This window comes from Halobacillus yeomjeoni, assembly GCF_020171525.1.
Taxonomy (GTDB): domain Bacteria; phylum Bacillota; class Bacilli; order Bacillales; family Halobacillaceae; genus Halobacillus; species Halobacillus yeomjeoni.
Map to the genome: position 1 here is coordinate 93,374 of NZ_JAIVAI010000008.1, position 21,251 is coordinate 114,624.

Annotated in this window: 23 protein-coding genes; 17 read left to right on the forward strand and 6 right to left on the reverse strand. The window is 42.3% G+C overall.

From position 1 onward, the window contains the following. Positions 1-10: 10 nt before the first annotated feature. From LCL89_RS15760 to LCL89_RS15775, 4 genes are all read left to right on the forward strand, one after another. Positions 11-835 carry a flagellar hook-basal body protein gene (locus LCL89_RS15760; RefSeq protein WP_263620749.1) on the forward strand — a complete coding sequence of 275 codons (825 nt, stop codon included), beginning with the start codon at positions 11-13 and terminating at the stop codon, positions 833-835. 20 nt (positions 836-855) lie between these two features. Further along, complete coding sequence (locus LCL89_RS15765; RefSeq protein ID WP_224810871.1) at positions 856-1,182, forward strand: DNA-directed RNA polymerase subunit beta; 327 nt, start codon at positions 856-858, stop codon at positions 1,180-1,182. A 239-nt stretch (positions 1,183-1,421) separates the two neighbouring features. Further along, positions 1,422-2,759, forward strand: coding sequence for an FAD-dependent oxidoreductase (locus LCL89_RS15770; RefSeq protein WP_224810872.1), 1,338 nt, complete (start codon positions 1,422-1,424; stop codon positions 2,757-2,759). After that, the gene (locus LCL89_RS15775; RefSeq protein WP_224810873.1) at positions 2,752-3,840 is read left to right on the forward strand and encodes a class I SAM-dependent methyltransferase; all 1,089 of its coding nucleotides are present in this window, start codon (positions 2,752-2,754) and stop codon (positions 3,838-3,840) included. The genes LCL89_RS15770 and LCL89_RS15775 overlap by 8 nt, the downstream gene beginning before the upstream one ends. A gap of 85 nt (positions 3,841-3,925) precedes the next feature. Here the strand turns inward: LCL89_RS15775 and LCL89_RS15780 are convergent, their stop codons facing one another. Beyond that, positions 3,926-4,072: a lmo0937 family membrane protein gene (locus LCL89_RS15780; protein ID WP_197317234.1), complete on the reverse strand. Its 147-nt coding sequence runs from the start codon at positions 4,070-4,072 to the stop codon at positions 3,926-3,928. Positions 4,073-4,263: 191 nt separating this feature from the next. Here LCL89_RS15780 and fabZ point away from each other — a divergent pair, with 191 nt between their 5' ends. The 4 genes from fabZ (at position 4,264) to LCL89_RS15800 (ending at position 6,930) form a co-directional block, all read left to right on the forward strand. Next, the gene (gene fabZ / locus LCL89_RS15785; RefSeq protein WP_197317235.1) at positions 4,264-4,686 is read left to right on the forward strand and encodes a 3-hydroxyacyl-ACP dehydratase FabZ; all 423 of its coding nucleotides are present in this window, start codon (positions 4,264-4,266) and stop codon (positions 4,684-4,686) included. A gap of 136 nt (positions 4,687-4,822) precedes the next feature. Continuing rightward, positions 4,823-6,283: an S-layer homology domain-containing protein gene (locus LCL89_RS15790; protein WP_224810874.1), complete on the forward strand. Its 1,461-nt coding sequence runs from the start codon at positions 4,823-4,825 to the stop codon at positions 6,281-6,283. A 102-nt stretch (positions 6,284-6,385) separates the two neighbouring features. Beyond that, positions 6,386-6,667 (forward strand): hypothetical protein, encoded by a 282-nt coding sequence (locus LCL89_RS15795; protein WP_197317237.1) that lies wholly within the window; start codon positions 6,386-6,388, stop codon positions 6,665-6,667. A gap of 44 nt (positions 6,668-6,711) precedes the next feature. Then, the gene (locus LCL89_RS15800) at positions 6,712-6,930 is read left to right on the forward strand and encodes a hypothetical protein (RefSeq protein WP_224810875.1); all 219 of its coding nucleotides are present in this window, start codon (positions 6,712-6,714) and stop codon (positions 6,928-6,930) included. Here LCL89_RS15800 and LCL89_RS15805 read toward each other — a convergent pair. Next, complete coding sequence (locus LCL89_RS15805; protein ID WP_197317238.1) at positions 6,919-7,098, reverse strand: YjfB family protein; 180 nt, start codon at positions 7,096-7,098, stop codon at positions 6,919-6,921. The two genes, LCL89_RS15800 and LCL89_RS15805, sit on opposite strands and share 12 nt — an antisense overlap. Before the next feature lie 755 nt (positions 7,099-7,853). Here LCL89_RS15805 and LCL89_RS15810 point away from each other — a divergent pair. From LCL89_RS15810 to LCL89_RS15820, 3 genes are all read left to right on the forward strand, one after another. Then, positions 7,854-8,474, forward strand: coding sequence for a hypothetical protein (locus LCL89_RS15810; RefSeq protein WP_224810876.1), 621 nt, complete (start codon positions 7,854-7,856; stop codon positions 8,472-8,474). Positions 8,475-8,729: 255 nt separating this feature from the next. Further along, a complete protein-coding gene (locus LCL89_RS15815; RefSeq protein ID WP_224810877.1) occupies positions 8,730-10,061 on the forward strand; it encodes an efflux RND transporter periplasmic adaptor subunit in 1,332 nt (443 codons plus the stop codon). Next, the gene (locus tag LCL89_RS15820) at positions 10,062-13,142 is read left to right on the forward strand and encodes an efflux RND transporter permease subunit (RefSeq protein ID WP_224810878.1); all 3,081 of its coding nucleotides are present in this window, start codon (positions 10,062-10,064) and stop codon (positions 13,140-13,142) included. 110 nt (positions 13,143-13,252) lie between these two features. Here LCL89_RS15820 and LCL89_RS15825 read toward each other — a convergent pair whose 3' ends face one another. After that, entirely contained in the window at positions 13,253-13,585 is a 333-nt protein-coding gene (locus LCL89_RS15825) for a PilZ domain-containing protein (protein ID WP_224810879.1), read from the reverse strand. Between the two features lie 117 nt (positions 13,586-13,702). Beyond that, positions 13,703-14,422, reverse strand: a complete 720-nt coding sequence (locus LCL89_RS15830) for a CBS domain-containing protein (RefSeq protein WP_224810880.1) — start codon at positions 14,420-14,422, stop codon at positions 13,703-13,705. Positions 14,423-14,664: 242 nt separating this feature from the next. On the opposite strand from LCL89_RS15830, the gene LCL89_RS15835 reads away from it, so the two are divergent. After that, complete coding sequence (locus tag LCL89_RS15835; RefSeq protein ID WP_197317244.1) at positions 14,665-14,994, forward strand: helix-turn-helix domain-containing protein; 330 nt, start codon at positions 14,665-14,667, stop codon at positions 14,992-14,994. An 82-nt stretch (positions 14,995-15,076) separates the two neighbouring features. Here LCL89_RS15835 and LCL89_RS15840 read toward each other — a convergent pair whose 3' ends face one another. Both LCL89_RS15840 and LCL89_RS15845 read right to left on the reverse strand, forming a co-directional pair. Beyond that, on the reverse strand, positions 15,077-15,580 hold the full coding sequence (locus tag LCL89_RS15840; protein ID WP_224810881.1) for a phosphatase PAP2 family protein: 504 nt from the start codon (positions 15,578-15,580) through the stop codon (positions 15,077-15,079). 52 nt (positions 15,581-15,632) lie between these two features. Then, entirely contained in the window at positions 15,633-16,376 is a 744-nt protein-coding gene (locus LCL89_RS15845) for a sugar phosphate isomerase/epimerase family protein (protein ID WP_224810882.1), read from the reverse strand. A 202-nt stretch (positions 16,377-16,578) separates the two neighbouring features. On the opposite strand from LCL89_RS15845, the gene LCL89_RS15850 reads away from it, so the two are divergent. The 5 genes from LCL89_RS15850 (at position 16,579) to LCL89_RS15870 (ending at position 21,249) form a co-directional block, all read left to right on the forward strand. After that, entirely contained in the window at positions 16,579-16,740 is a 162-nt protein-coding gene (locus LCL89_RS15850; protein ID WP_224810883.1) for a hypothetical protein, read from the forward strand. Positions 16,741-17,020: 280 nt separating this feature from the next. Then, positions 17,021-18,322, forward strand: coding sequence for an ABC transporter substrate-binding protein (locus tag LCL89_RS15855; protein ID WP_224810884.1), 1,302 nt, complete (start codon positions 17,021-17,023; stop codon positions 18,320-18,322). A 187-nt stretch (positions 18,323-18,509) separates the two neighbouring features. Continuing rightward, complete coding sequence (locus LCL89_RS15860; protein WP_224810885.1) at positions 18,510-19,370, forward strand: carbohydrate ABC transporter permease; 861 nt, start codon at positions 18,510-18,512, stop codon at positions 19,368-19,370. 5 nt (positions 19,371-19,375) lie between these two features. Beyond that, on the forward strand, positions 19,376-20,194 hold the full coding sequence (locus LCL89_RS15865) for a carbohydrate ABC transporter permease (RefSeq protein WP_224810909.1): 819 nt from the start codon (positions 19,376-19,378) through the stop codon (positions 20,192-20,194). A gap of 20 nt (positions 20,195-20,214) precedes the next feature. Then, positions 20,215-21,249 carry a LacI family DNA-binding transcriptional regulator gene (locus LCL89_RS15870; RefSeq protein ID WP_224810886.1) on the forward strand — a complete coding sequence of 345 codons (1,035 nt, stop codon included), beginning with the start codon at positions 20,215-20,217 and terminating at the stop codon, positions 21,247-21,249. Positions 21,250-21,251: the final 2 nt, after the last annotated feature.

The following is a 21,251-nucleotide window of genomic DNA, read 5'->3' on the forward strand; positions in this document are numbered from 1 at the left end:
GTTGATATCATTGATCAATCGCTCTATGATTCAAGCAGCTGTCACGATGGGGCAGCTCCAGAGTAAGTTGGACTTGATCGGTCATAACTTATCGAACAGCAGTACAACCGGCTATAAGAGTAGAAGTGCAGATTTTTCATCACTGCTTTTTCAGCAGATTGATAATTTATCGCATGACCACGCAAAAAAAGGCCGCATGACACCTGATGGGATCAGAGTGGGGACAGGAGCCAGACTTGGACATACAAACTTGAACTTGAATCAAGGGAGTATTCAGCAAACAGGTAGAGCATTAGATGTGGCAATCATGAATGAAAACCAACTTTTTTCTATACGAGTTCCAGGGAATGACGGGGATGACATTCATTACACACGGGCGGGGAACTTCTATATGAACCCGAACGGTGAAGGACAAGTCATGTTGACGGACTCCGAAGGACTACCCGTGTTAGATGAAGATGGAGAAAGCATCTTGATAAATGAAGGTTTTTCAGATATTCATATACAACAGGACGGTGCAATTGTAGTCACCCGTGGAGGAGATAGATCAGTAGAAGGTCAGCTGGGCGTTCTTTCTGCAGTGAGACCTCGCATGCTTGAAGCCGTCGGGGATAATCGATTCAAGATACCTGATGGAATAGAGCAGGAAGGGATTATAGAGGGCGTACCTCAAGCTGATATCCAACTCCAATCCAAAGCACTAGAGTCTTCCAATGTCGATCTCTCCCAACAGATGACAGAAATGATGATGGCTCAACGTGCATACCAATTTAACGCAAAATCGATATCGACAGGTGATCAAATGATGGGACTTGTCAATCAACTGAGATCTTAAACGTAAGGAGTTTGACGACCATGGCGACAGATCAGAATCCAAACGGCAAAAAGCTGACAAAAGAACAAGAAAGAGAACGTAAGCGTAAAGCGCTCGATGAAGCTACCAAGAAAAAAACGAGCAGTGAAAAGGGGAAGGCGTCTTCTAAGGAAAAAAAATCGAAAGTAGGTCGTCGCCGAATTCTTCCGATCTGGTTACGTCTCCTCATCGTCCTTGTACTCAGCGCAGCTGCTTTACTTTTAGGAGTCATGGTTGGTTACGGTGTCATCGGAGATGGAAAACCCATGGATGCTTTGAACTGGGAAACATGGCAGCATATTATTGATATTGTTACAAAAACGGAATAAATGTGAGGTCTTGTATACCACATATATATGTACAAGCCCTCTATGCTATGCAAAACACGAGTCATTCCCGGCTCGTGTTTTTTTATGGAGTTTTTTAATGGAAGGAAGTTCCTCATCCACATAAATCAGAATGGAAGGACACGGCATGTACAGAGGCTTGAATTAAAAGGTTTTCATGTGTGCGAAAAGGGAACATGCTATTATAGACATTTTTCGAAAAGGGGGAGGAGTCGACGTAGATGAAAACCGACGTGTTTATCGCAGGTGGTGGGGTAGGCGGCTTAGCTCTAGCGGTCAAGCTGGCTGAAAGAGGAGTCCATGTCGTCGTGGCAGAGCAGTTGACAAAAGAATCCCCCGTTTACAAAGGAGAATTGTTACAACCGAAAACGTTAGCGATTTTGGAGCGTCTCGGGGTCATTGAAGATATAGAAGACTGCGGCCATCCCATTGATCAACTGCGTTTCCAGGAAGTAACCACCCATGTAGATGAACCTCCCGAAGAAGTCAGTCTTACAGAAATGAATTACAGCCGAGTCGCCAGTCGTTTCGATCACGCCTTGATGGTCCCTCATGAAAAGACAAAAGCAATTCTGAGAAAAAAGGGAGAATTCTATGATCAATATTTTCATTACTACCCCGGTTATCGATTCAAAGGTTTTGAAAAAGGACGGGCAAAGATAAAGAAGAAGAGGGAAACGATAAACATAGAAGCTAAGGTTTATGTAGGAGCTGAAGGACGCAGTTCCCCGACGCGGGATGCAATGAACGTGAAAGTGAAACGGAAAGATTATAATCATCACTTTCTGACAGTCACCATACCGCGTCCATCAACCTTTAGTAAAGGCAAAATCATCACGTCCCCTGATCGTTTCCTAGGGTTATTCCCTCTCCCTGAAGATGAAGTGCGTACCGTGTACTTGATCAAGGCAGGAGAGTACAAAAGTATAAAGGAAAAAGGGTTGGAGTTTTTATATCAAGCTTACAGTGAGCTTGAGCCTGAATTATCTGAAGGAGTGCGGAGCATAGATGATTGGAAGACCGTACAGCTGATGATTCCTTTTACGTACCATGTAGATTCCTATCACTCAGGAAATCTTGTACTTATCGGAGATGCAGCACACACCGTACATCCCATGGCGGGAGAAGGAATGAATTTGGCGATACAAGATGCCGATGTACTCGGTGAATTACTGGCTTGGTGTAAAGAGGAGAGTAAACCTTATCATCAATACTTACATTACTACGAGGATGTCCGTAAACCGAGAGTAGAGTTCCTTCTTCATCTAAGTCATTTATCTGCTCTCGTTTATTCTTATCATTTCGAATGGTGGAGAAATCTACGGATGAATGCTGTACAACGAATGTTGGAAGACGACCAGCTCCACGTAAAACAAATGTTGAATATATCAGGTCTTGGCAGGTGGGATTTCTCTTGGGTCGATCGGGCTGTCCAAGGAGGTTTCCTTCCTGTAAGGAAACGAGTCATCAGTGATCACAAACAGCACAAATTCCTTTTTTCAGAAAAAGAAGACTACCCCTGGAAAAGAAGTAATAGAAAGGATGGATCGCATGAATGAATGGGTTGTAGCTATGCAGGCGAGAAAGTGGATGAAGAAAAATGAATCGTTTTTACCTAGTTGGCACGCTTATGTGGGCTCGGAATTGGAACTTTTCGATGAGTTCAAGAAGGCTAAAACCATCGAAAAAGTAAGTGAGGACACAGGATATCCTTTAGATCTACTCGCTTCTTGGGTGAAGGTGGGAGTAGCCGTCAAACACTTGAAGAAACGGCCGAATAACCGGTATCGAACCTCTAAAAAACGCTGCGGTCCACTTATGGGAAATGATCAGTCTCCTGGAGTTAAAGCTCTGCTGAAGGAAATGATGGAACTTCATATTCCTACCCTGCTGCAGTATCCCAAGTTCATGAAGTCCGGAGAACGTGCTGTATTCGACCACGAAAAACACGGAAGCGTAGTAGCCGAAACTTCTGCACTTTTGGAACACTTCGCCATCAAAAAAATTATTAAAATGATCAGGGATCGAAAGGTGAAGTCCATTGTGGATCTCGGATGTGGACATGGCGGGTATTTACGAAAATTAGCTGCAGAATTTCCGGATATAGAAATGATTGGTGTAGACATTAACCAAAAAGTGATTGAAGAAGCGAAAGAACTGTCCAAAGATGTTCCAAATGTGAAATTTGAAGTAGGGGATATTCAAAATTGGGAGCCTGAGGACGAGCAGAAGGTGGACGTCATCCTTCTTCATAATATATTCCACTATATTGCGCCGGAAGATAGAAGTTCAGTTCTCCATCAATTACATGAGTACGTAACAAAACGTGGTTTGATTTCTATCATCTCTCCAATTAGTGAAACGGAACACGGGGAAGCATTCTCGTCAGCTTTCAATAGTTTCTTCGTTGCTCATTCCAATCTGTTTGCATTACCTAATAAGGAAGAGTTGGAAGATATAGCTGAAAAATGCCATTTCGACTTATTCGACTTGGACCCAATCGTGAAAGAAGGTTCCTGGTATACCGGCTGGTTGAGTCCGACCACTCCAGTTATGGAGTTAAGTCAGACTCAGACTGTCGATAATGCTGAAAATACAGTTACGGCAAATAAAGTAAAGCAGGCAGAGCTTACTAGCTGATTCTTTCATATCGAAAAGGAAAAATACCAGCAAAAAAACCGCTAAGGACGTAATGGACCTTAGCGGTTTCTTCTTTATTTATTCGCTACTTTATTCCCCGGCCTTGGACCAGACGGATGATAAGAACGATTAATGCGATAACCAATAATAAGTGGATCAAGTTACCGGCAATTCCACCTAGAAGACCTAATAGCCAAAGGATTAATAATACAATTAAAATGGTCCAGAGCATAGTATCCCTCCTTTTATCTTGAATGGTGAATCTAATTTTATATTTTCCTAAAAGAATCGTTTTGAAACAATTGAATCAAAATATTCTACATACACTGCGATTTATGAAAAACAGGGTTTGAAATATATTTTGTCCAAAAGGCTTGTGACCTATATAATAAATGATGTAGGAAAAAGGAAAGGAGTCTGCTTATGTTGGATATTCAAGAAATTAAAGAAATCATCCCTCACCGTTATCCTTTTCTTCTCATCGATCAAGTAGAAGAGGTTGTTGAAGGAGAACGTGCTGTAGGGTATAAAAATGTGACGGTAAATGAACCGTTTTTCCAAGGTCATTTTCCTGGCTACCCAGTTATGCCTGGCGTATTGATTACAGAAGCTCTGGCTCAAATGGGAGCAGTAGCGATGCTGAAAAAAGAAGAAAATCAAGGTAAATTGGCATTCTTCACAGGAATTGATAAGTGCCGTTTCAAGCGTCAAGTGAAACCAGGTGATCGTTTGAAACTGGAAGTGGAAATTGTCCGTTTAAAAGGACCGATGGGTAAAGGAAAAGCGAAAGCTACCGTTGATGGAGAAGTCGCTTGTGAAGCGGAAATTATGTTTGCGTTGAAATAAACGTTTTAAGACTCAGGGGTTAACCTTGAGTCTTTTTTTATGAAATTGGTGTTACTGTCATATTATGGTACAATCTCTAACAGATACTTACAGCTATGAAACTATGAAAACAAAGGGGATGTACCAAATCAAAAAAATGAAAAAGGTATTAAAAACGATTGTTGGTATGGCTTTATTAGGCTCCGCTATAGTAATGAGTCCAAATCATGTCCAGGGGCAGGAAAGTGTAGCGGATCAATGTAATTACACACCGGTAAAAGGAGAAAATCCTGACTATCAGACCATCAATTGCTTACTTACAGAAACGGCGATTGCACACGATACTCCACCTGAGATCGTCAAAGCGATTGCTGAAAAGGAAAGCGGCTGGAAGCAGTTTGATGAAAATGGTGACCCACTGCTTTCCTCTGATGGAGGCATAGGAATCATGCAGTTGACCAACCAATCCTCTTTCGATCAGGAAAAGCTGAAGAACAACATTGCTTATAATATAGATGCTGGTGTCGAAGTGCTCAACGATAAATTCAATCGAAACGATTTACCAGTGATCAATAATGGGGAGCGCTCAGTCATTGAGCATTGGTATTTCGCTGTCATGGCTTATAACGGAACAAAACCTGTGAACAGCCCGGTCAAGAAGGATAGTGGTGAGAGAAATCATGAAGCGTATCAGGAATTGGTTTTTAACAAAATACACAATACTTTAGGCTATCGGTTAGGCGTCGAAGAAATGAAATTTGATTCCGGTGATTTCGAATATGACCCAGACAGCAGTAAAAGTATTGTTTTTAAGAAAGGCCACTATCATTTTTTAATTCCATTTACGAAGTCCAAACACTTTTATGAACAAGGCCAATCTATAGGTGCGGTTACTGATATGAAGGTACGTGAGAGACCTTCGACATCGAGTTCTCAAATTGCTCAACTAAGAGTAGGGGAAGTGGCTGAAGTCACAGGATCTCATGCTTATGAAGAGGTGGAAGGGAAGTCCAATCCATTTGTTTTTTATCCGGTTACCTTGAATGACGGAAAAAAAGGATATGTCGCATCCAGTTATCTCCGTAATAAATTCAAAGACGTCCCCCGAGGGCATTATTCGGTTCAACCGATTGAAGATCTTTATGATATGAATTTGCTTAAAGGGAAGTCGGAAGATGTATTTGGTTTTGGAGAAGGATTAAGTCGTGTCCATACAGCTTTATTTCTTCTTAGAGCCCAGAATATATCCACTGAAAACCGACCGGATCCAGGTTTTGACGATGTAAATAAAGATACGAAATACTATGAGGAAATTGCAGCTATCGCAGATGAGGGGATTTTTGTCGGTGATGGGAAAAATCGTTTCAACCCGAATCAAACGTTAACTCGTAAAGAAATGGCTGTCCTTTTGCAGAGAGTATACAACTTCGACGATACTTCAGAAGATCATCCGTTTACTGATGTGAGCGAGGGCATATGGTACGACGAAGCGGTGAAGCGGATTTACGCCGCTGACATTACCAAAGGTGTAGGAGATAATAAATTCGCACCTGATGAGGTCGTGACCAGGGAACAGTTCGCAGCATTCTTGACCCGTTCCATCGACTATAGGAAATAATTTAGAAAGAACTCCAGAATGAAATCTGGGGTTCTTTTTTTGGATGGAATGGTGAAATAAGGGAATGCTATGTTAGATCAATATTATAAGGAGGAACAAGAAATGAAAACATTGCCACTGAAATTGCTGATTGCTCTATTAACTTTTTCTCTGCTGGGAGCCTGTGCTAATGAAGAAGAACCTAAAGAAGAAAACAATAATACTGAAGAGAACATGAATGAAGAAGAAAACAACAATACAGAAGAAAATATGAACGAAGAAGAGAACAACAGTGAAGGTGAAATGGAAGACGAAGGTGGAGAAGGGCAGGAAAATAAAACAGACGGAGATAATAGCTCGACAGAAGAAGATATGACCAATGAAGATACCGAAGACCAGGAATAAAAGCCGCTGATCAGCGGCTTTTATTATTGTTTTGAAACGAAAGAATGGAAGAAATAAAAAGGATGCAGATTCCGCCAATCGTTAAGATGGGGACTAAAAAATCGAGGATATTCAAAAAATCGATTAAATATAATCCAATTCCAAAAAAGAAAGCAATGATACCTATTCGTGCCAGCATCGAAGGAAAGGAATTCATTGATCACCCAGCTTTCGTTAAGGTCATGGGAGCGGATGAACCACTCTCGCCATTGTTACCCTCTTAAGTCGATCTTGTTGCCTAAGTCCGGATGAGGGATAGATTTTTCAAGCATTTCAACCATTTGATTCCCTTTACTCTCAGCATCTCCGATCGCCTTATCCATAACGGATAGGGATGCCTGCTGTTTGACTTGGGTTGTACTCATCATCATCGATAAAGCTGCTATATCCATCTTGCTCCCTCCTCCCTACTTTAATTATCGGCTGTGTGAGAAGTTCATTTAGTCGTAATAATCGCAATTTAAAACACATCCAATTAAAGTTTCTCCGAATCCACCCCATGATAGTTTTTCTGCTTAATAAAGTAGGCTCTGTTAAAGTCTGTTGTTGATATTTTAAACGATTACTAAATAGTCCTCGTCTGGGATTAGGTGTCCGGTCCGTTATTTACGCAGAGCATGGGATGGCAGGGAAAACAGTCTGCTTTTCGCGACTACGTTCTCCGGGGTCTCACCTTGTTCCTTTTTCCCTGCCATCCCTTTCGTAGTTGGTGTAACCGACTTAGGTAATGGCCTTTCTGACCCTCCTACTTTGAAGAGGCTGCCTTTTAGAATGGCGAGACTCCTGTGGGATAAAGGTACATCGTGAGACCCCGGAAGGCGCAGCCTGAGGAGGCTCACGGTACCCCACGGAAAGCGAGTCATTCTAAAAGGCCGCCTCATACATATCCCAGGCCAGAAAGAGCTGATATTAGCTCACATATGAAATAACAGCATCAAGTAATAACAGAGCCGATAAGTAAATCAAGCAACAGTCATGAATTTATTCATTATAAAAGATGAAGCATGTTTATTAAGGGATTGTTATCTGTTGGAAAATGGACGAGGCTTATGTAGAATGAAAAGTAGAACGAAAGATTCAGAAATCACAAGTTTTATGAGTTTTTCATTGGTTTGTAAGTGGAATAAGCGAATAGAGGTGATGAAAAGTGAAGTATAGAACGGCGAATGATTTAAAAGATTTATTGTTAGAAGACCATGAAAAGGTAGTCAATGAGATTGCCCAAGAAAGTGTAGATGTATATGTGCACCTTCATAACGCATTCCAGGATACCTACCTTCCCGATGACACCTTATACCAATTTATTTTCCGTCACTTTTTCCGCTTGGATAATCCGAGTTTGACTAAGGAATTCGAAGTGGAGTATTTCAAGTTGATGGAAGAACAGCGCGGGTGTGAACGACCGAACATTGTTCAAATCACTAAGAAACTCTATGAAGTTAAAAATCATAAAGGGAACCCTACGATGCAGTTTCCTTTAGCGGCTTCCATGCTGCATGCGATCAACCCTGAATTTCCAAGCTATGATGGAGATATTGTGAAAGCATTCGATTTTTCATCTACGTATCACCTATCAGGGTTCGATAAGAAAATGAGGCGTTACATTGAACAATATCAACATTTATACCATACGTATCGTGAGCTTCTGGAAGATGAAGCTTTAGAGCCACTTTTCGTTCACTTCGATGAACGTTTCCGTGACTATGCCCTTCCAAGAGTGAAGAAACTGGACTTGATGGTTTCACAACTTGGCAATTCCCTGCAATGAACATAAACCGAATCCGAGAGGGTTCGGTTTTTTACTTGTCCGGAAGGTCCCATTCGGACAAGAACGGTGATAGTGAGACAGACACAATATTGTCATTTTAGACAACCGTCTACAAGTTGCAATACATATAGCCATTTAGTAACATTATTCGTAATTATGGCAGTGTACGAAAGCTTTTTGAAGACATACATGTGAAGGGTGAGTTGTTCAGGGTGAAAGCTTACTCATTTTACATATAAAGAGAGGAAGACTCGAATGAAAAGAATCGTTCCACTAGTATTTATGGTGATATTGTTAGTTGCATGTTCAGATGAACGATCTTCGGAAGAAAAGAAAGAACGTGTGACACCTGTGGAAACGGCTCTCGTTGAGAAAGACGATTTCATCATTGAACGTAAAATTGTAGGTCGTGCAGAGACATCCCAATCGTCCGCTGTTATTCCAAAGACACCAGGAGAACTCGTTTCTTTGAAAGTATCAAAAGGGGATCGAGTCGTGGAAGGACAAACCTTAGCAGTTGTTGACCCCGGGGATGGAGAAAGTCAAATTCAGCTCCAAAAATTAGCTGTCGAGCAGGCGGAAAAACAATTGGAAAACTCTGAAATAGCGGAGCAGCAAGCAGAGCTTGGTTTAGAAAATGCGCAAGAACAGGTGGATCTCGCAGAAGAGGCTTCTCAAACACAAAGTAGTCAGAGTTCGCAGGCAATCGAAGCAGCCAGACAACAATATGAGCAAGCTCAAGCACTGGCTGACCAGACGAAACAGTTAGTGGAAGAGGGAAGTGTACCAGAAGCCTTTTACGAACAAGCTCAAAATCGGGCCGATCAAGCTCACGCCCAATACCAGCAATTAAAGAATCAACAAAAGCCTTCTTCTTCTGCGGTGTCTCAAGCTAAAACCCAGGTGAACCAGGCGGAACAACAGCTGAAACAAGCGCGTGTGTCAGTAGAACAAGCGCAGCTTCAAGTAGAGCAAGCGAAGGTTCAGTTGAATCAGGCTGAAGATCAATCTGCCAATCAGGTAATAACAGCTCCTTCTGGAGGAGAGGTTGCTGCATTGAATGCAGGCAAAGGGGATTTTGTAACCTCTCAGCAACCTTTTGCAACAATCGTCACTCTCAACCCGATGACTGTCACAGCATCGGTTACTGCAGAACAACTGAGTCTTTTTGAAAAAGGGGAGCAGTTGGAAGTTGAGGTGGATGCTATAGAACAGACGATGACTTCAACGGTCCAGTATATCTCTTCAGTACCCGATGATACCGGCTTATATCCTGTTGAAGCTGCCGTTGATAATAAAGAAGAGAATATTAAGCCGGGCATGATGGCTTCCTTTATTTTACCTGAACTGGTGGTGGAAAAATCATGGATTGTACCTACGGATGCAATCGTTGAAGACAGCGGAGAAACTTTCCTCTATTATGTGAAGGAAGATAAGGCGGTCAAAGTTGAGGTCGAAGTCATAGAGTCCCAGACGGACAAAACCGCCATTGATGCAGACCTTCCAGTGGACGCGGAGGTCATTACGACAGGACAGTTGACCTTGGATGATGGAAGCAAAGTGACCATCATGAAGGAGGACGTCTAAGTGAAGTTAGTCAATCTTTCCGTCAAGCGTCCTGTTGGTGTCGTGATGATTGTCGCTGCCATTTTGGCACTCGGATTTGTTTCCCTGCGTAATTTGACCATCGACCTTTATCCTGAAATCGATCTGCCTATTGCGGTAGTTTCAACGACTTACGAGGGCGCTGCGCCTCAAGAAGTAGAAAAATTACTCAGCAGGCCCTTGGAATCCTCCGTCAGCTCTATTGAAGGTTTGGAAGTACTTCAGTCCCAATCACAGACAGGTGCGTCCCTCATCTTCATGCAGTTCAACACAGGAGTGGATTTGGACAGCACCTTATTGGAAGTGAGGGAGAAAGTCGATCAAATTCAAGGGGTTCTACCGGAAGGAGCCGGGGATCCCAATGTATTAAGATTCGATCCACAGCAGCTTCCGATCATGACGGTCGGCCTTTCGGGGGATACCCCTGAAAAACTTCAGCAGATAGCTGAAAACCGCCTTGTCCCCTACTTAGAACGCCAAGGAGGAGTGGCATCCGTCAGTATAGAAGGCGGAAAGGTAAGAGAAGTACAGGTGCTGGTAGATCGAGCTCAAATGGCTCAATACGGGCTGGATTCACAAACGATTGTCCAAACCTTGAATGCTTCCAATCAGTCTGCTTCAGCCGGTACGATTGAAAAAGGACAGAAAGACTTGCAAATCCGATTAGATGGAGAGTACGAGTCCATTGACGATGTCAAAGATACCATCATCCAGTCTCCTACAGGAGCGCGGGTGACCTTGGATCAAATCGCTGACGTCAAAGAAACCTATGCACCTCCGACTACCATTGCAAAGGTGGATCAAGGGGATTCTGTCGTACTGTCAGTCTTGAAGAAAACAGATGCCAATACAGTAGAAACTGCTGATCAAGTGCGGGAGGCTTTGAAAGATTTCAAGAGTGAACTGCCTGAAGAGGTAGGCACAGAAATCGTACTTGATACATCTGAATTCATTAAAATTTCCATAAACAGCGTGGTCTTGAACATTCTTTTAGGTGGAGCTTTTTCTATTCTTGTTCTATTGCTGTTCTTGAAGAGTGTCCGTGCAACGCTGGTCATCGGTTTATCGATTCCGATCGCGATAATTTCAACATTCACCCTAATGTATTTCACAGGTGAAACCCTTAATGTGTTGACTATGGGAGGCCTTGCCTTAGGAATTGGAATGATGGTGGACAGTTCCATTGTCATTTTGGAAAATATCGTAAGCTACAGACAGAAAGGGTATACGATGGTGGAAGCGGCTAAAGAAGGTGCCTCGGAGCTTGCTCCAGCAGTAATTGCTTCGACAACGACCACGCTGGTGGTTTTTTTGCCGATCATATTTGTTGAAGGAATTGCATCTGAGCTATTTACACCTCTGGCTCTGACCATAATGTTTGCGTTAGTCGCCTCACTGGCTGTTTCAGTCACACTTATTCCCATGCTTTCATCCAAGCTTTTGACGAAATCATTAAGATCGAATGGACGAAGATATTGGTTCGACCGTTTCCTGGATAAGGTCAATGAGAAGTACAGAAGCGTTCTGAGGTGGGTATTGAAATTCAGGAAGACTACTATTTTTGCAACGATTGCTTTGATGGCTGGGAGTGTGGCGCTGATTCCAGCGATCGGGGCTGAGTTCATACCACCATCGGATCAAGGACAGATTCAAATCAGAGTCGAGATGCCGGATGGTACATCTATGGAAAAGACAGAAGAATTCACCACTCGCATGGATGAGGAACTAGACTCTTTCGGGGATGTCATTGACGTCAGCTACCTTTCCATCGGTGGCGGAGGGATCACGGGTGGAATTGGAAACACATCTGCTGATGTTGCGACGTATACGATTCAGTTAGTAGAACCATCAGAAAGAGAGCGGACGACTCAAGAAGTCATGAAAGAAATGGATGAAGCGTTGACAGGTATTCCAGGTGCGGATATTCAGGTGAGTGAACTGGACGCAGGGATCAGCTCCGGTGCACCATTGCAAGTTCAATTGAATGGAAATGACTATGAAGTCTTGGATCAACTTGCCGATCAAGTCACTTACTTGATGAACGGAGTAGACGGTGTGACAAACGCTGTATCCTCTACAGATGAAGGGCGTCCCGAGATGCAGATTGACGTCAATCGTGAAAAAGCATCTAAATATGGATTAAGTTATCAGCAGGTCATAGGTCAAGTGAGACTCGCTTTCAGTGGACAGATTGCAACCAGGTATCGTAACGGTACAGATGAAATCGATGTACGTATGATCCTGCCTGAAGAAGAACGCCAAACGATATCGGATTTGGAAAGCATGCCGATCCAAACGCCTGCAGGTGGTCTGGTTCCATTAGCAACGATTGCTGAGCTCGATCAAGTTCAAGGTCCTGTTTCACTATTGAGGGAAAATCAGCAGCCGCAAGTGAATGTTGAGGCGGAATTGCTGGATAGAGACTTGGGAAGTGCGACAGAAGCAGTGCGCGAAGAATTGGAAAGTCTCAACTTCCCGGACGGTTACTCCTATGAGATTGGCGGCGAAGCCCAGGATATGCAGGAGGCTTTCGGGGATTTATCCCTTGCATTGATCTTTTCCTTGTTCCTTGTGTATGCAGTGATGGCGGTCCAATTCGAAAACTTCTTGTTCCCGTTCATCATCATGTTCTCCCTGCCTGCGACAATCATCGGAATCACGGGTGGCTTATTCGTGACAGGTCTTCCATTCAGTCTTCCCGCATTTGTAGGAATCATCATGCTGGCTGGAATTGTCGTGAACAATGCCATTGTATTGGTCGACTATATCAATATCCTAAGAAGAAAATCGTACGATCGTTTTGAAGCGATCTTAGAAGCAGGTCCCAATCGACTGAGGCCGATTCTCATGACCACGCTGACGACCGTACTTGGGATGGTACCGCTCGCCATCGGGATTGGCCGCGGAGCAGAAGCCCAGCAGCCGCTTGCTGTAACGATCATTTTCGGCTTGACCGTCTCCAGCTTCTTCACATTAATATTGATTCCGGTCGTCTACACGTATTTCGATGACCTATCCAATAAAATCACAGGCTTTTTCCGTAAGAGAGTGGAAGAAGACTAACAGCTATAAAGAAGCCCGTCAGGTCATTCATGACCTGACGGGCTTCGATTGTTCAGCGTGGAGTGTGCATCAAAAAAAGCCCCACTCAGGAGACTTCACACATCCAATTTTCATTCTAAATTACTAAGTTTGCGAAGGACGCTTTGGAACCGTTCTGGGTATTTAAAAATATAAAGTCCCGCACTCATCGTTTCCTCACCTTTTTCAATCCAAATGATTCTTCCTTGAGCTGTGATAGTTTCATTTTTGTAAATGAAGGAGATGAAAATTTCATCTTTTATAACAAGTTTATTATTGGTGGCACACGAAAACCGCATTCCATTCAAACTGATATCAACCACTTTCATTGAACCTGAGACCCTGCGGTTTTTCTTATTGGTGTAATATCCAGATAACGGTTCTTGGAATATGTAGCGAAATTCTTTTCGTCTGTTATCCCTCACTTCGCACACCTGCTCTCTGGTATAATTACTTACTATCATATAATACTAAAATGGTACGTTCAATAACTATAGTCCTATAGTTGAGGGAGAATCATGTCGGATAGTGAAAACGAGCTTTTAATCGTCTCGAGTTCTCCGATCTACTTTTATGAGGTCCCAAGTAGTCACAATGCCCATAGGCAGCAAATCAGGATCACCATCTTCTGTAATGATGACAGCCTTTAATTTTCGTTCAGCTTCCAAACTGGTTTCAAAATGTTCTTCCAACTCGAATACGGATCCGCTGGAGGAAAGGAATTCAACATTAGGTTTGTTATCCTCCCCTAACAAGTCCTTAGTAGTGATTCCATCCATGTTTACATGCCCATCTGCCAATGCACCAGCGATCCATCGTACAATTCCGTCATTTGTGAGTAAGCCTAAAAATTCATGATTGGATGTGTAGATAGGAAATTGAGAGATTTCATGTTTGCGGAATGCTTCTACGACATGGGTGAGCGGGGTATCCTCCTTAAAAAATAAGACAGGACGTGTCGCGAATTCCAAGGCTTGTGGCGGTTGATCAAGCGTTTGTTTAATCCTTTCCAGGTCCTCTACAACTTCAAGGTGAGGGGTCGCAACATAATAATCCCCTCTGATCCGTTCATGAACAATCGCGTTCCGAAGTTTAGCGTATTGCTTCAATTGGTCGAAGTGTACACGTATGACGCTGTGCTTAAGTTTCGATCGTTGCAGCAACTCCACGAAATTGTCGTTTTTTGGGTATCCATTCAATTCTTTAAGATGTTGGTGTATTTGATTGAAAGTAATTTCAAAACGTTCTACAATTTCATCCATGCCGCTCCACCTTCTTTATAACATTTAATCTTATTATGACTGATGTATTCCTATATCAGTCATTTTTGCACCCTGAAATTAAATTTTTTGCTAATCGATCCGATATTTATCAATGTGTCCCATTTTTACTGAATTTAAAATGAAATGCCTATATATAGTACTATTGAACGTTTTGTGTGCTTTAAATAGAACGACGCCACAAAATGTGCTATAATCTTAATACATAGAAAGAAGGTGAAAATATGATCGGTGAACGCATCAAAAAAATACGTAAAGACCGTCATATGTCCCTGTCTGAATTAGCTGACCGTGCTGGAGTTGCCAAATCTTATTTGAGTTCCATAGAGCGGAATATACAGACCAATCCATCCATTCAGTTTTTAGAAAAGATATCCAGGGAACTGGATGTGTCTATGAACTTTCTGTTACATGGGGAATCTGAAGCTCAAAACGAAACGTTGGATGAAGATTGGATGAAATTGGTTCAAGAAGCTATGAATTCGGGGGTCTCAAAAGAACAATTCAGAGAGTACTTAGAATTTAATAAATGGAAAATACATCAGAATAAGTAAAATGCCTGACAATGGTGTCAGGCATTTTTTTAAATTTCAATTGCGTATGGATAATAAATTACTTTATGAAACACAATGTCTTTTACAAAGCCTTTCTTTTTACAATCATCTTATGGAAAATCATGAAGCATAAAATGCCGAGGGCTGCCCCGATCAGGACATCAGAAACGTAGTGGTGTGCTACATAGACTCTTGATGTCATCACCAGCATTCCGAGAACAATTCCTATCCAACGCCAAGCTCCTCCGATCTGCCACAGAACACTCATAAAAACACCGATGATGATCCCCTGCTCACTAGGAAAGGAAGCCGTCGCTTCTTTTGGTAACAACTCTTCTATAGTCTCGATAGCCATAAACGGACGTTCACGTGGGAACAGCCACCTCAGTAGTTTGGAAAGAATCAAACCCAAAACAAGAGCGGCCATACCTGCAAAGCCAGTCCATCTCGTCTGCTTCCAAACCAAGCTTATGAGAATAAATAAAATAGCCAGCTTATATCCCCATGATGAGAAGAAGAACATCGTTTGATCCCACCATGCGTATTCAGAAAAATCATAAATCCACCGTAATAATACTTCGTCCAAAATCATTCCTCCGTCAAATAAGGAAGGAGAATCAATTCTCCTTCGAATAAGTTCAATACTGTCTCAAATAGTTGATACTCGTTTCCAAGCTTTTTAATGGAGACTGACGACATTCATCCTGTTCAATGATCCACCATTTCACGCCGGCATCTTTCCCTGTATCCAAAATGGATGGAATATCCACCCCGCCAGTTCCTAATTCAGCAAAGAATCCTTCCTCATCTTTTGTCATATCTTTTAAATGTAAAAGGGGAGTTCTACCTGCATAGCGCTCAATCCAATCGTCAGGACGCTCGCCGGCTTTTTTCAGCCAATAAACATCGAATTCGGACATTACGGTATATGCATCGGTCTCATCGAAAATCGTTTCGAGGGCAGTCCGGCCATCGTTCAATCGTTCCAGTTCAAAATCGTGATTGTGATAGCAAAGAGTAATTCCTTCTTTTCTACATTCAACACCAATATCGTTCAAATCAGCGATTAAATTCATATAATCTGCTTCGTCCCGGTTTTCTATGTACGGGCAAACCACATAGGAACAATCAAGCGTCTTCAGATCAGCTAAGACCTGCTTCAAATCAGTTTTCAATGTTTCCAAAGGGATGTGGCAGGATACAGCTTTCAACTCGAGTTCATCGATCAGCCTTTTTACTTCTTCAGCCTCTAGTCCACCAAACCCTGCAAATTCGACTCCATCAAAGCCTAATTTGGCTACGTCTCTAAGTGTCCCTTCAAAGTCCTGCTCACTTTCTTTTCGAAGCGTAAACATTTGCGCTGCTATAGGAATCGATACCATAAAAATCCTCTCCATTCTTGATAAATATTTACATCCTTTTAGTAAATTTGATGATTCATATCGAAAATCCTTTAAAAATTTAAGAATATGTAATCAAAAACTGAGATTCTAATATCCTTTTCCCTTATAGGTAAGCATTTCTCTGGTTTTGTACATCAAAGAGAAAGGGGTAATATGAAAGACAGAAAGGAGGAGGAGAAGGGTGGGGCAGATCGATGACTGGCTGAGAGACCGGAATCACAAAGAATTCATATGTTGGAATTGTAAGTCAGAATTGAGTAGAGAGGAGATCATCACTGTTGAAAAGGGTTATAAATTAAGCTTGGAACTTTGTTTCGAGTGCTATATGGATGAAGGTAAGTAAGGGACCACACTTGGTGCGCACCAAAATATTGGAATTTTTTCGAAAATTATTGTTGTATTTGTCAAATCCCCGTGTTACGATTACTTTGAATTAAAAAACGATGAATTTTATGCAAACGTATTCACAGCTGTTTAAACAAACAGAAACTTTTGTTATGAACTTTGGTGGATCTTTTTTTTGCACCATAATGCAAACGTATGCACAATAAAATGATACATAGTGTGTTTGTTTTTTTTAGTGGATATTGAAAGCGTATTCATCGAAACGGGAGTGAACGAAGATGAAAAAAAGCAAAGTGTTCAAAGGTATTGCTACCGCATTACTAGCTTCAACCGTTGCATTGACCGGATGTTCCTTCTCTTCTGATGACTCGAAAGCCAACAGTGCGAATGGGGACCAGGTCACAGTTGATGTGTTTCAGTTCAAAGTAGAGTTCAAGGATAAGTTTGAAGAGCTTGTCGCTAAATATGAAGAAGAAAATCCTGACGTAAATATCAACGTAAAGACAGTTGGTGGAGGAAACGATTATGGGGCTTCCCTGAAAACATCGATTTCTTCTGGAGATGCTCCAGATATCTTTAATATCGGAGGACCTTCTGACCTGGAACAGTACCAGGATTATGTAGCAGATTTAAGTGAGACAGACGCTGCGAACGCTGCACTTAAAGGGACGTTGACCAGTGTTACACAGGAAGATAGTGTATACGGTCTTCCTTATAACCAGGAAGGTTATGGCTTGATCTATAACAAAAAAGTATTTGAAGAAGCAGGAATCAACGCTGATGAAATCTTGACACATGAAGACTTAGTCAAAGCGGTTGAAACTCTGGAAAGTAAGAAAGATGAATTAGGAATCGAAGCACCTTTCGCTCTTCCAGCTAAAGAAGCCTGGGTTCTTGGGAATCACCTTTCCAATGCGTTCCTGGCTGACGAGTTCAACCATGACATCATGGGAGCGTATAACGCTGATACAGTCGAATTTGCCATGGGGGATCAAATGAAGAGGTTCCTTGATTTACAGCAGGAGTACTCCATCCAGCCTACTTTGAGCATGGACTATTCCCAGCAGGTAGAAGAGAACTTCTCTCTTGGAAAAACGGCTATGATTCAACAAGGGAACTGGGTGTATAACTCGGTAGCACAAATGGATCAGGATTTTGCGGAAAACAATATGGGCATCCTTCCTATCCCTGTTGAAGGTTATGAAGGCAGTATCCCAGTCGGTGTCCCAATGTACTGGGCAGTGAACAAACAGTCTGATGAAGAGGTTGTTCAGGCAAGTAAAGATTTCTTGGATTGGATGTACACGTCTGACTTCGGTAAGAAGTTCACAACGGAGGAATTCAAGTTCATTCCTGCATACGAAGGATATGAAAATCAAGAAATCTCAGATCCACTTTCTAAAGAAATCTATGAGTATGCATCAAACGGAAATACTTTGGGCTGGGTATTCATGGGTGCACCAACCTCATGGTCTGATGGTGAACTTGGTGTCAATATGCAGGCTTACTTAGCGGGTGACATCACTTGGGAAGAAGTTGAGAAGAAATCCCGTGAAGCTTGGGAAAAAGCTCGTCAGTAATTGATTATGGACGGACACGGATGGCTCATCATCTTTGTTCGTCCTCCCTTTATAAATGTCTTTTCTCTTAGGTTGTTTAAATGAAATAAGCAGACTAATAGATAAGACATTTTTTCATTTAATCTCATATGAAATCGTTACCATGAAATAAACGTTACGCTTTTTGAAGCAGATTGGAGGAAGTCACATGCAAAACAAAAGCCTTTCTTTTTGGCTCTTTCTGACACCAGTGATTCTCGGCCTCGGGGTAGTGGTAGTCATTCCATTTTTGTATGGATTCATCTATTCCTTTACGAATTGGGATGGTTTGACGGCAACGAAGTTTTTAGGCTTGCAAAATTATATTGAATTGTTTCAGGAAGAAGAGTTCATGACTTCGATATGGTTCACAGTCAAGTTCGCTGTCGTATCTGTCATCTTGCTGAATGTATTCGGCTTAGGACTTGCACTGATTGTGACACGTCAGATCAAGTCGAATAATTTACTGCGTACCGTCTTCTTCATGCCTAACTTGATCGGCGGACTGATTTTAGGGTTCATCTGGCAGTTCATTTTCGTCAGTGTATTCGGGGATGTAGGAAACCTTCTCGGTATTGAAGGACTGACGGGTTGGTTGTCGACAGCTGAAACTGGTTTCTGGGGACTCGTTATTCTAACTGCCTGGCAGATGGCTGGATACATAATGATCATATATATCGCGTACTTGGAAAACATTCCGAAAGACTTGATTGAAGCGGCAAAAATAGACGGAGCGAATGGATTGCAGCGTTTTAAAAATATCACGTTCCCTCTTGTAGCACCCGCTTTTACCATCAGTATGTTCCTTACATTATCGATGGCATTCAAAATTTACGATCAAAACCTATCGCTCACTAACGGCGGACCGGCCAATAAAACACAGATGGTAGCGATGGAAATTGTCCGCACCGCCTTTACAGAAAACGAAATGGCATACGCTCAGGCGAAAGCGGTCATCTTTTTCCTGATCGTGGCAGTGGTCGCGTTGACGCAGGTGTATTACAACAAGAAACGGGAGGTTGAGATGTAGTGAAAATGAATGCAGAAAAAAGAAATAAACTCTCGCTCGAAGTCATAGGCCTGCTCCTTGGGTTGATCTGGCTCGCCCCGTTTTATTTGATGATCGTCAACGCGTTCAAGACGAAACGTCAAATTTTCAGTGGAGTTTTAGGATTACCTGAATCATTCATTTTTGACAACTTCGTTCAAGCTTTCATCGATTTGGAATTCCTGAAATCACTGTTCAACTCCGTTTTGATCACCGGACTTAGTGTAGCGGTAATCATTCTTTTCTCATCAATGGCCGGGTATGCTTTGGCACGGAACAAAAGTAAACTAAGCGGAATCATTTTCTTCGTTTTTGTTGCAGCGATGTTGATTCCGTTCCAATCCGTCATGATTCCTCTTGTTTCTATTTTCGGACAGGCAGAGATGTTGAATGCCGGCGGATTAGTCTTCATGTATTTAGGGTTTGGCTGCAGTTTATCCATCTTCCTTTACCACGGTGCGATGACAGGCGTATCAAAATCGATGGATGAAGCGGCGATTATTGATGGAGCGAATAGGTTCCAATTGTTCTGGTATATCATTTTCCCGTTGTTGAAGCCGATTTCCGTTACAGTCGGTATTTTGAATACGATCTGGATTTGGAATGATTACTTACTGCCATCACTCGTATTGAGTGAGTCAAACGCTACGATTCCATTGAAGATGTTCTACTTCTTCGGACAATATACAAAACAATGGCATTTAGCTTTAGCTGGATTGACGATAGCAATCCTGCCGGTCATCATCGGATACTTCTTTGCTCAAAAACAAATCATCAATGGGGTTTCTGAAGGTGCTGTCAAATAGGAAAAGAGGAGTCGGTAGCTGTGTCAGTAACGATTAAAGATGTAGCGAAAAAAGCGGATGTGGCCCCATCCACTGTATCCAGAGTGATTTCCGACAGCCCGCGCATCAGTGAAAAGACGAAGCGGCGCGTACGCAGTGTTATGGAGGAGATTGGTTATCACATCAATTACAATGGGAGAGTTTTAGTCAGTAAGTCTACTCAGACGATTGGAATCGTAACGAAAGTTTCATCCGTCCATTCATTTGATAATCCTTTTTTCTCGGAAATGCTGCGGGGTATCAGTGATTCATGTCATGAGAGTGATTATAGCTTATATCTGACCACAGGGAATACAGAAGAATCCATTTATAAAGAAGTGGTCAAAATGGTACAGGGAAAAAGGGTGGATGGGGTCATTGTGCTGTATTCTCGTGCCGATGATCCGGTTATTTCTTATTTGAGAAAAAGTGACTGTCCATTTGTGATGATCGGAAAGCCTGCTGATCGGACAAGTGAAACGATGTATGTAGATAATGACAACATTCAGGCGAGTCTTGATGTGACCGATCACCTTATGAAGCTCGGGCATAAAAGAATTGCCTTCATAGGTGGGGATTCACAGTTTGAAGTAGCACGGGATCGTTTGAATGGTTTTCATCAGGCTTTCACAAAACGAGGATGGAAGGCGGATGACTCGTGGATCAGACATATCCAGACGTCTTCCCCGGATGCTCAAAAGGTGGTTGATGATCTGTTGGAGTTGGAAGATGCTCCAACCGCGATGGTGGTGACAGATGACTACAATGCGATGCGAGTAATGAATGCTTTGAGATCCCGGGGGTTATCCCTTCCTCAGGAGATGAGTATCGTCGGTTTCAATAACACCATGATTGCCCGGTTGAGCACTCCAGCTTTGACGACAGTGGACACCCAGTCGGTTCAACTTGGGTACCAATCTGCTGAAATGCTGATGGACAAGTTGAAGCATCCGGACCGTATCAACCGGAGTATGATTATTCCTACAATCATAGTTGAACGAGAGTCTTGTATACAAAAAAAGGATAAAGGAGAATGACG

Excerpts from the sequence above, each read along its gene's own strand:
- LCL89_RS15860 (WP_224810885.1), top strand. The coding sequence starts at position 18,510 with ATGCAAAACAAAAGCCTTTCTTTTTGGCTCTTTCTGACACCAGTGATT.
- LCL89_RS15845 (WP_224810882.1), bottom strand. The coding sequence starts at position 16,376 with ATGGTATCGATTCCTATAGCAGCGCAAATGTTTACGCTTCGAAAAGAA.
- LCL89_RS15775 (WP_224810873.1), top strand. The coding sequence starts at position 2,752 with ATGAATGAATGGGTTGTAGCTATGCAGGCGAGAAAGTGGATGAAGAAA.
- LCL89_RS15780 (WP_197317234.1), bottom strand. The coding sequence starts at position 4,072 with ATGCTCTGGACCATTTTAATTGTATTATTAATCCTTTGGCTATTAGGT.
- LCL89_RS15830 (WP_224810880.1), bottom strand. The coding sequence starts at position 14,422 with ATGGATGAAATTGTAGAACGTTTTGAAATTACTTTCAATCAAATACAC.
- LCL89_RS15765 (WP_224810871.1), top strand. The coding sequence starts at position 856 with ATGGCGACAGATCAGAATCCAAACGGCAAAAAGCTGACAAAAGAACAA.
- LCL89_RS15855 (WP_224810884.1), top strand. The coding sequence starts at position 17,021 with ATGAAAAAAAGCAAAGTGTTCAAAGGTATTGCTACCGCATTACTAGCT.
- LCL89_RS15795 (WP_197317237.1), top strand. The coding sequence starts at position 6,386 with ATGAAAACATTGCCACTGAAATTGCTGATTGCTCTATTAACTTTTTCT.
- LCL89_RS15770 (WP_224810872.1), top strand. The coding sequence starts at position 1,422 with ATGAAAACCGACGTGTTTATCGCAGGTGGTGGGGTAGGCGGCTTAGCT.
- LCL89_RS15800 (WP_224810875.1), top strand. The coding sequence starts at position 6,712 with ATGGAAGAAATAAAAAGGATGCAGATTCCGCCAATCGTTAAGATGGGG.
- LCL89_RS15790 (WP_224810874.1), top strand. The coding sequence starts at position 4,823 with ATGAAAAAGGTATTAAAAACGATTGTTGGTATGGCTTTATTAGGCTCC.
- LCL89_RS15865 (WP_224810909.1), top strand. The coding sequence starts at position 19,376 with ATGAATGCAGAAAAAAGAAATAAACTCTCGCTCGAAGTCATAGGCCTG.
- LCL89_RS15835 (WP_197317244.1), top strand. The coding sequence starts at position 14,665 with ATGATCGGTGAACGCATCAAAAAAATACGTAAAGACCGTCATATGTCC.
- fabZ (WP_197317235.1), top strand. The coding sequence starts at position 4,264 with ATGTTGGATATTCAAGAAATTAAAGAAATCATCCCTCACCGTTATCCT.
- LCL89_RS15805 (WP_197317238.1), bottom strand. The coding sequence starts at position 7,098 with ATGGATATAGCAGCTTTATCGATGATGATGAGTACAACCCAAGTCAAA.
- LCL89_RS15815 (WP_224810877.1), top strand. The coding sequence starts at position 8,730 with ATGAAAAGAATCGTTCCACTAGTATTTATGGTGATATTGTTAGTTGCA.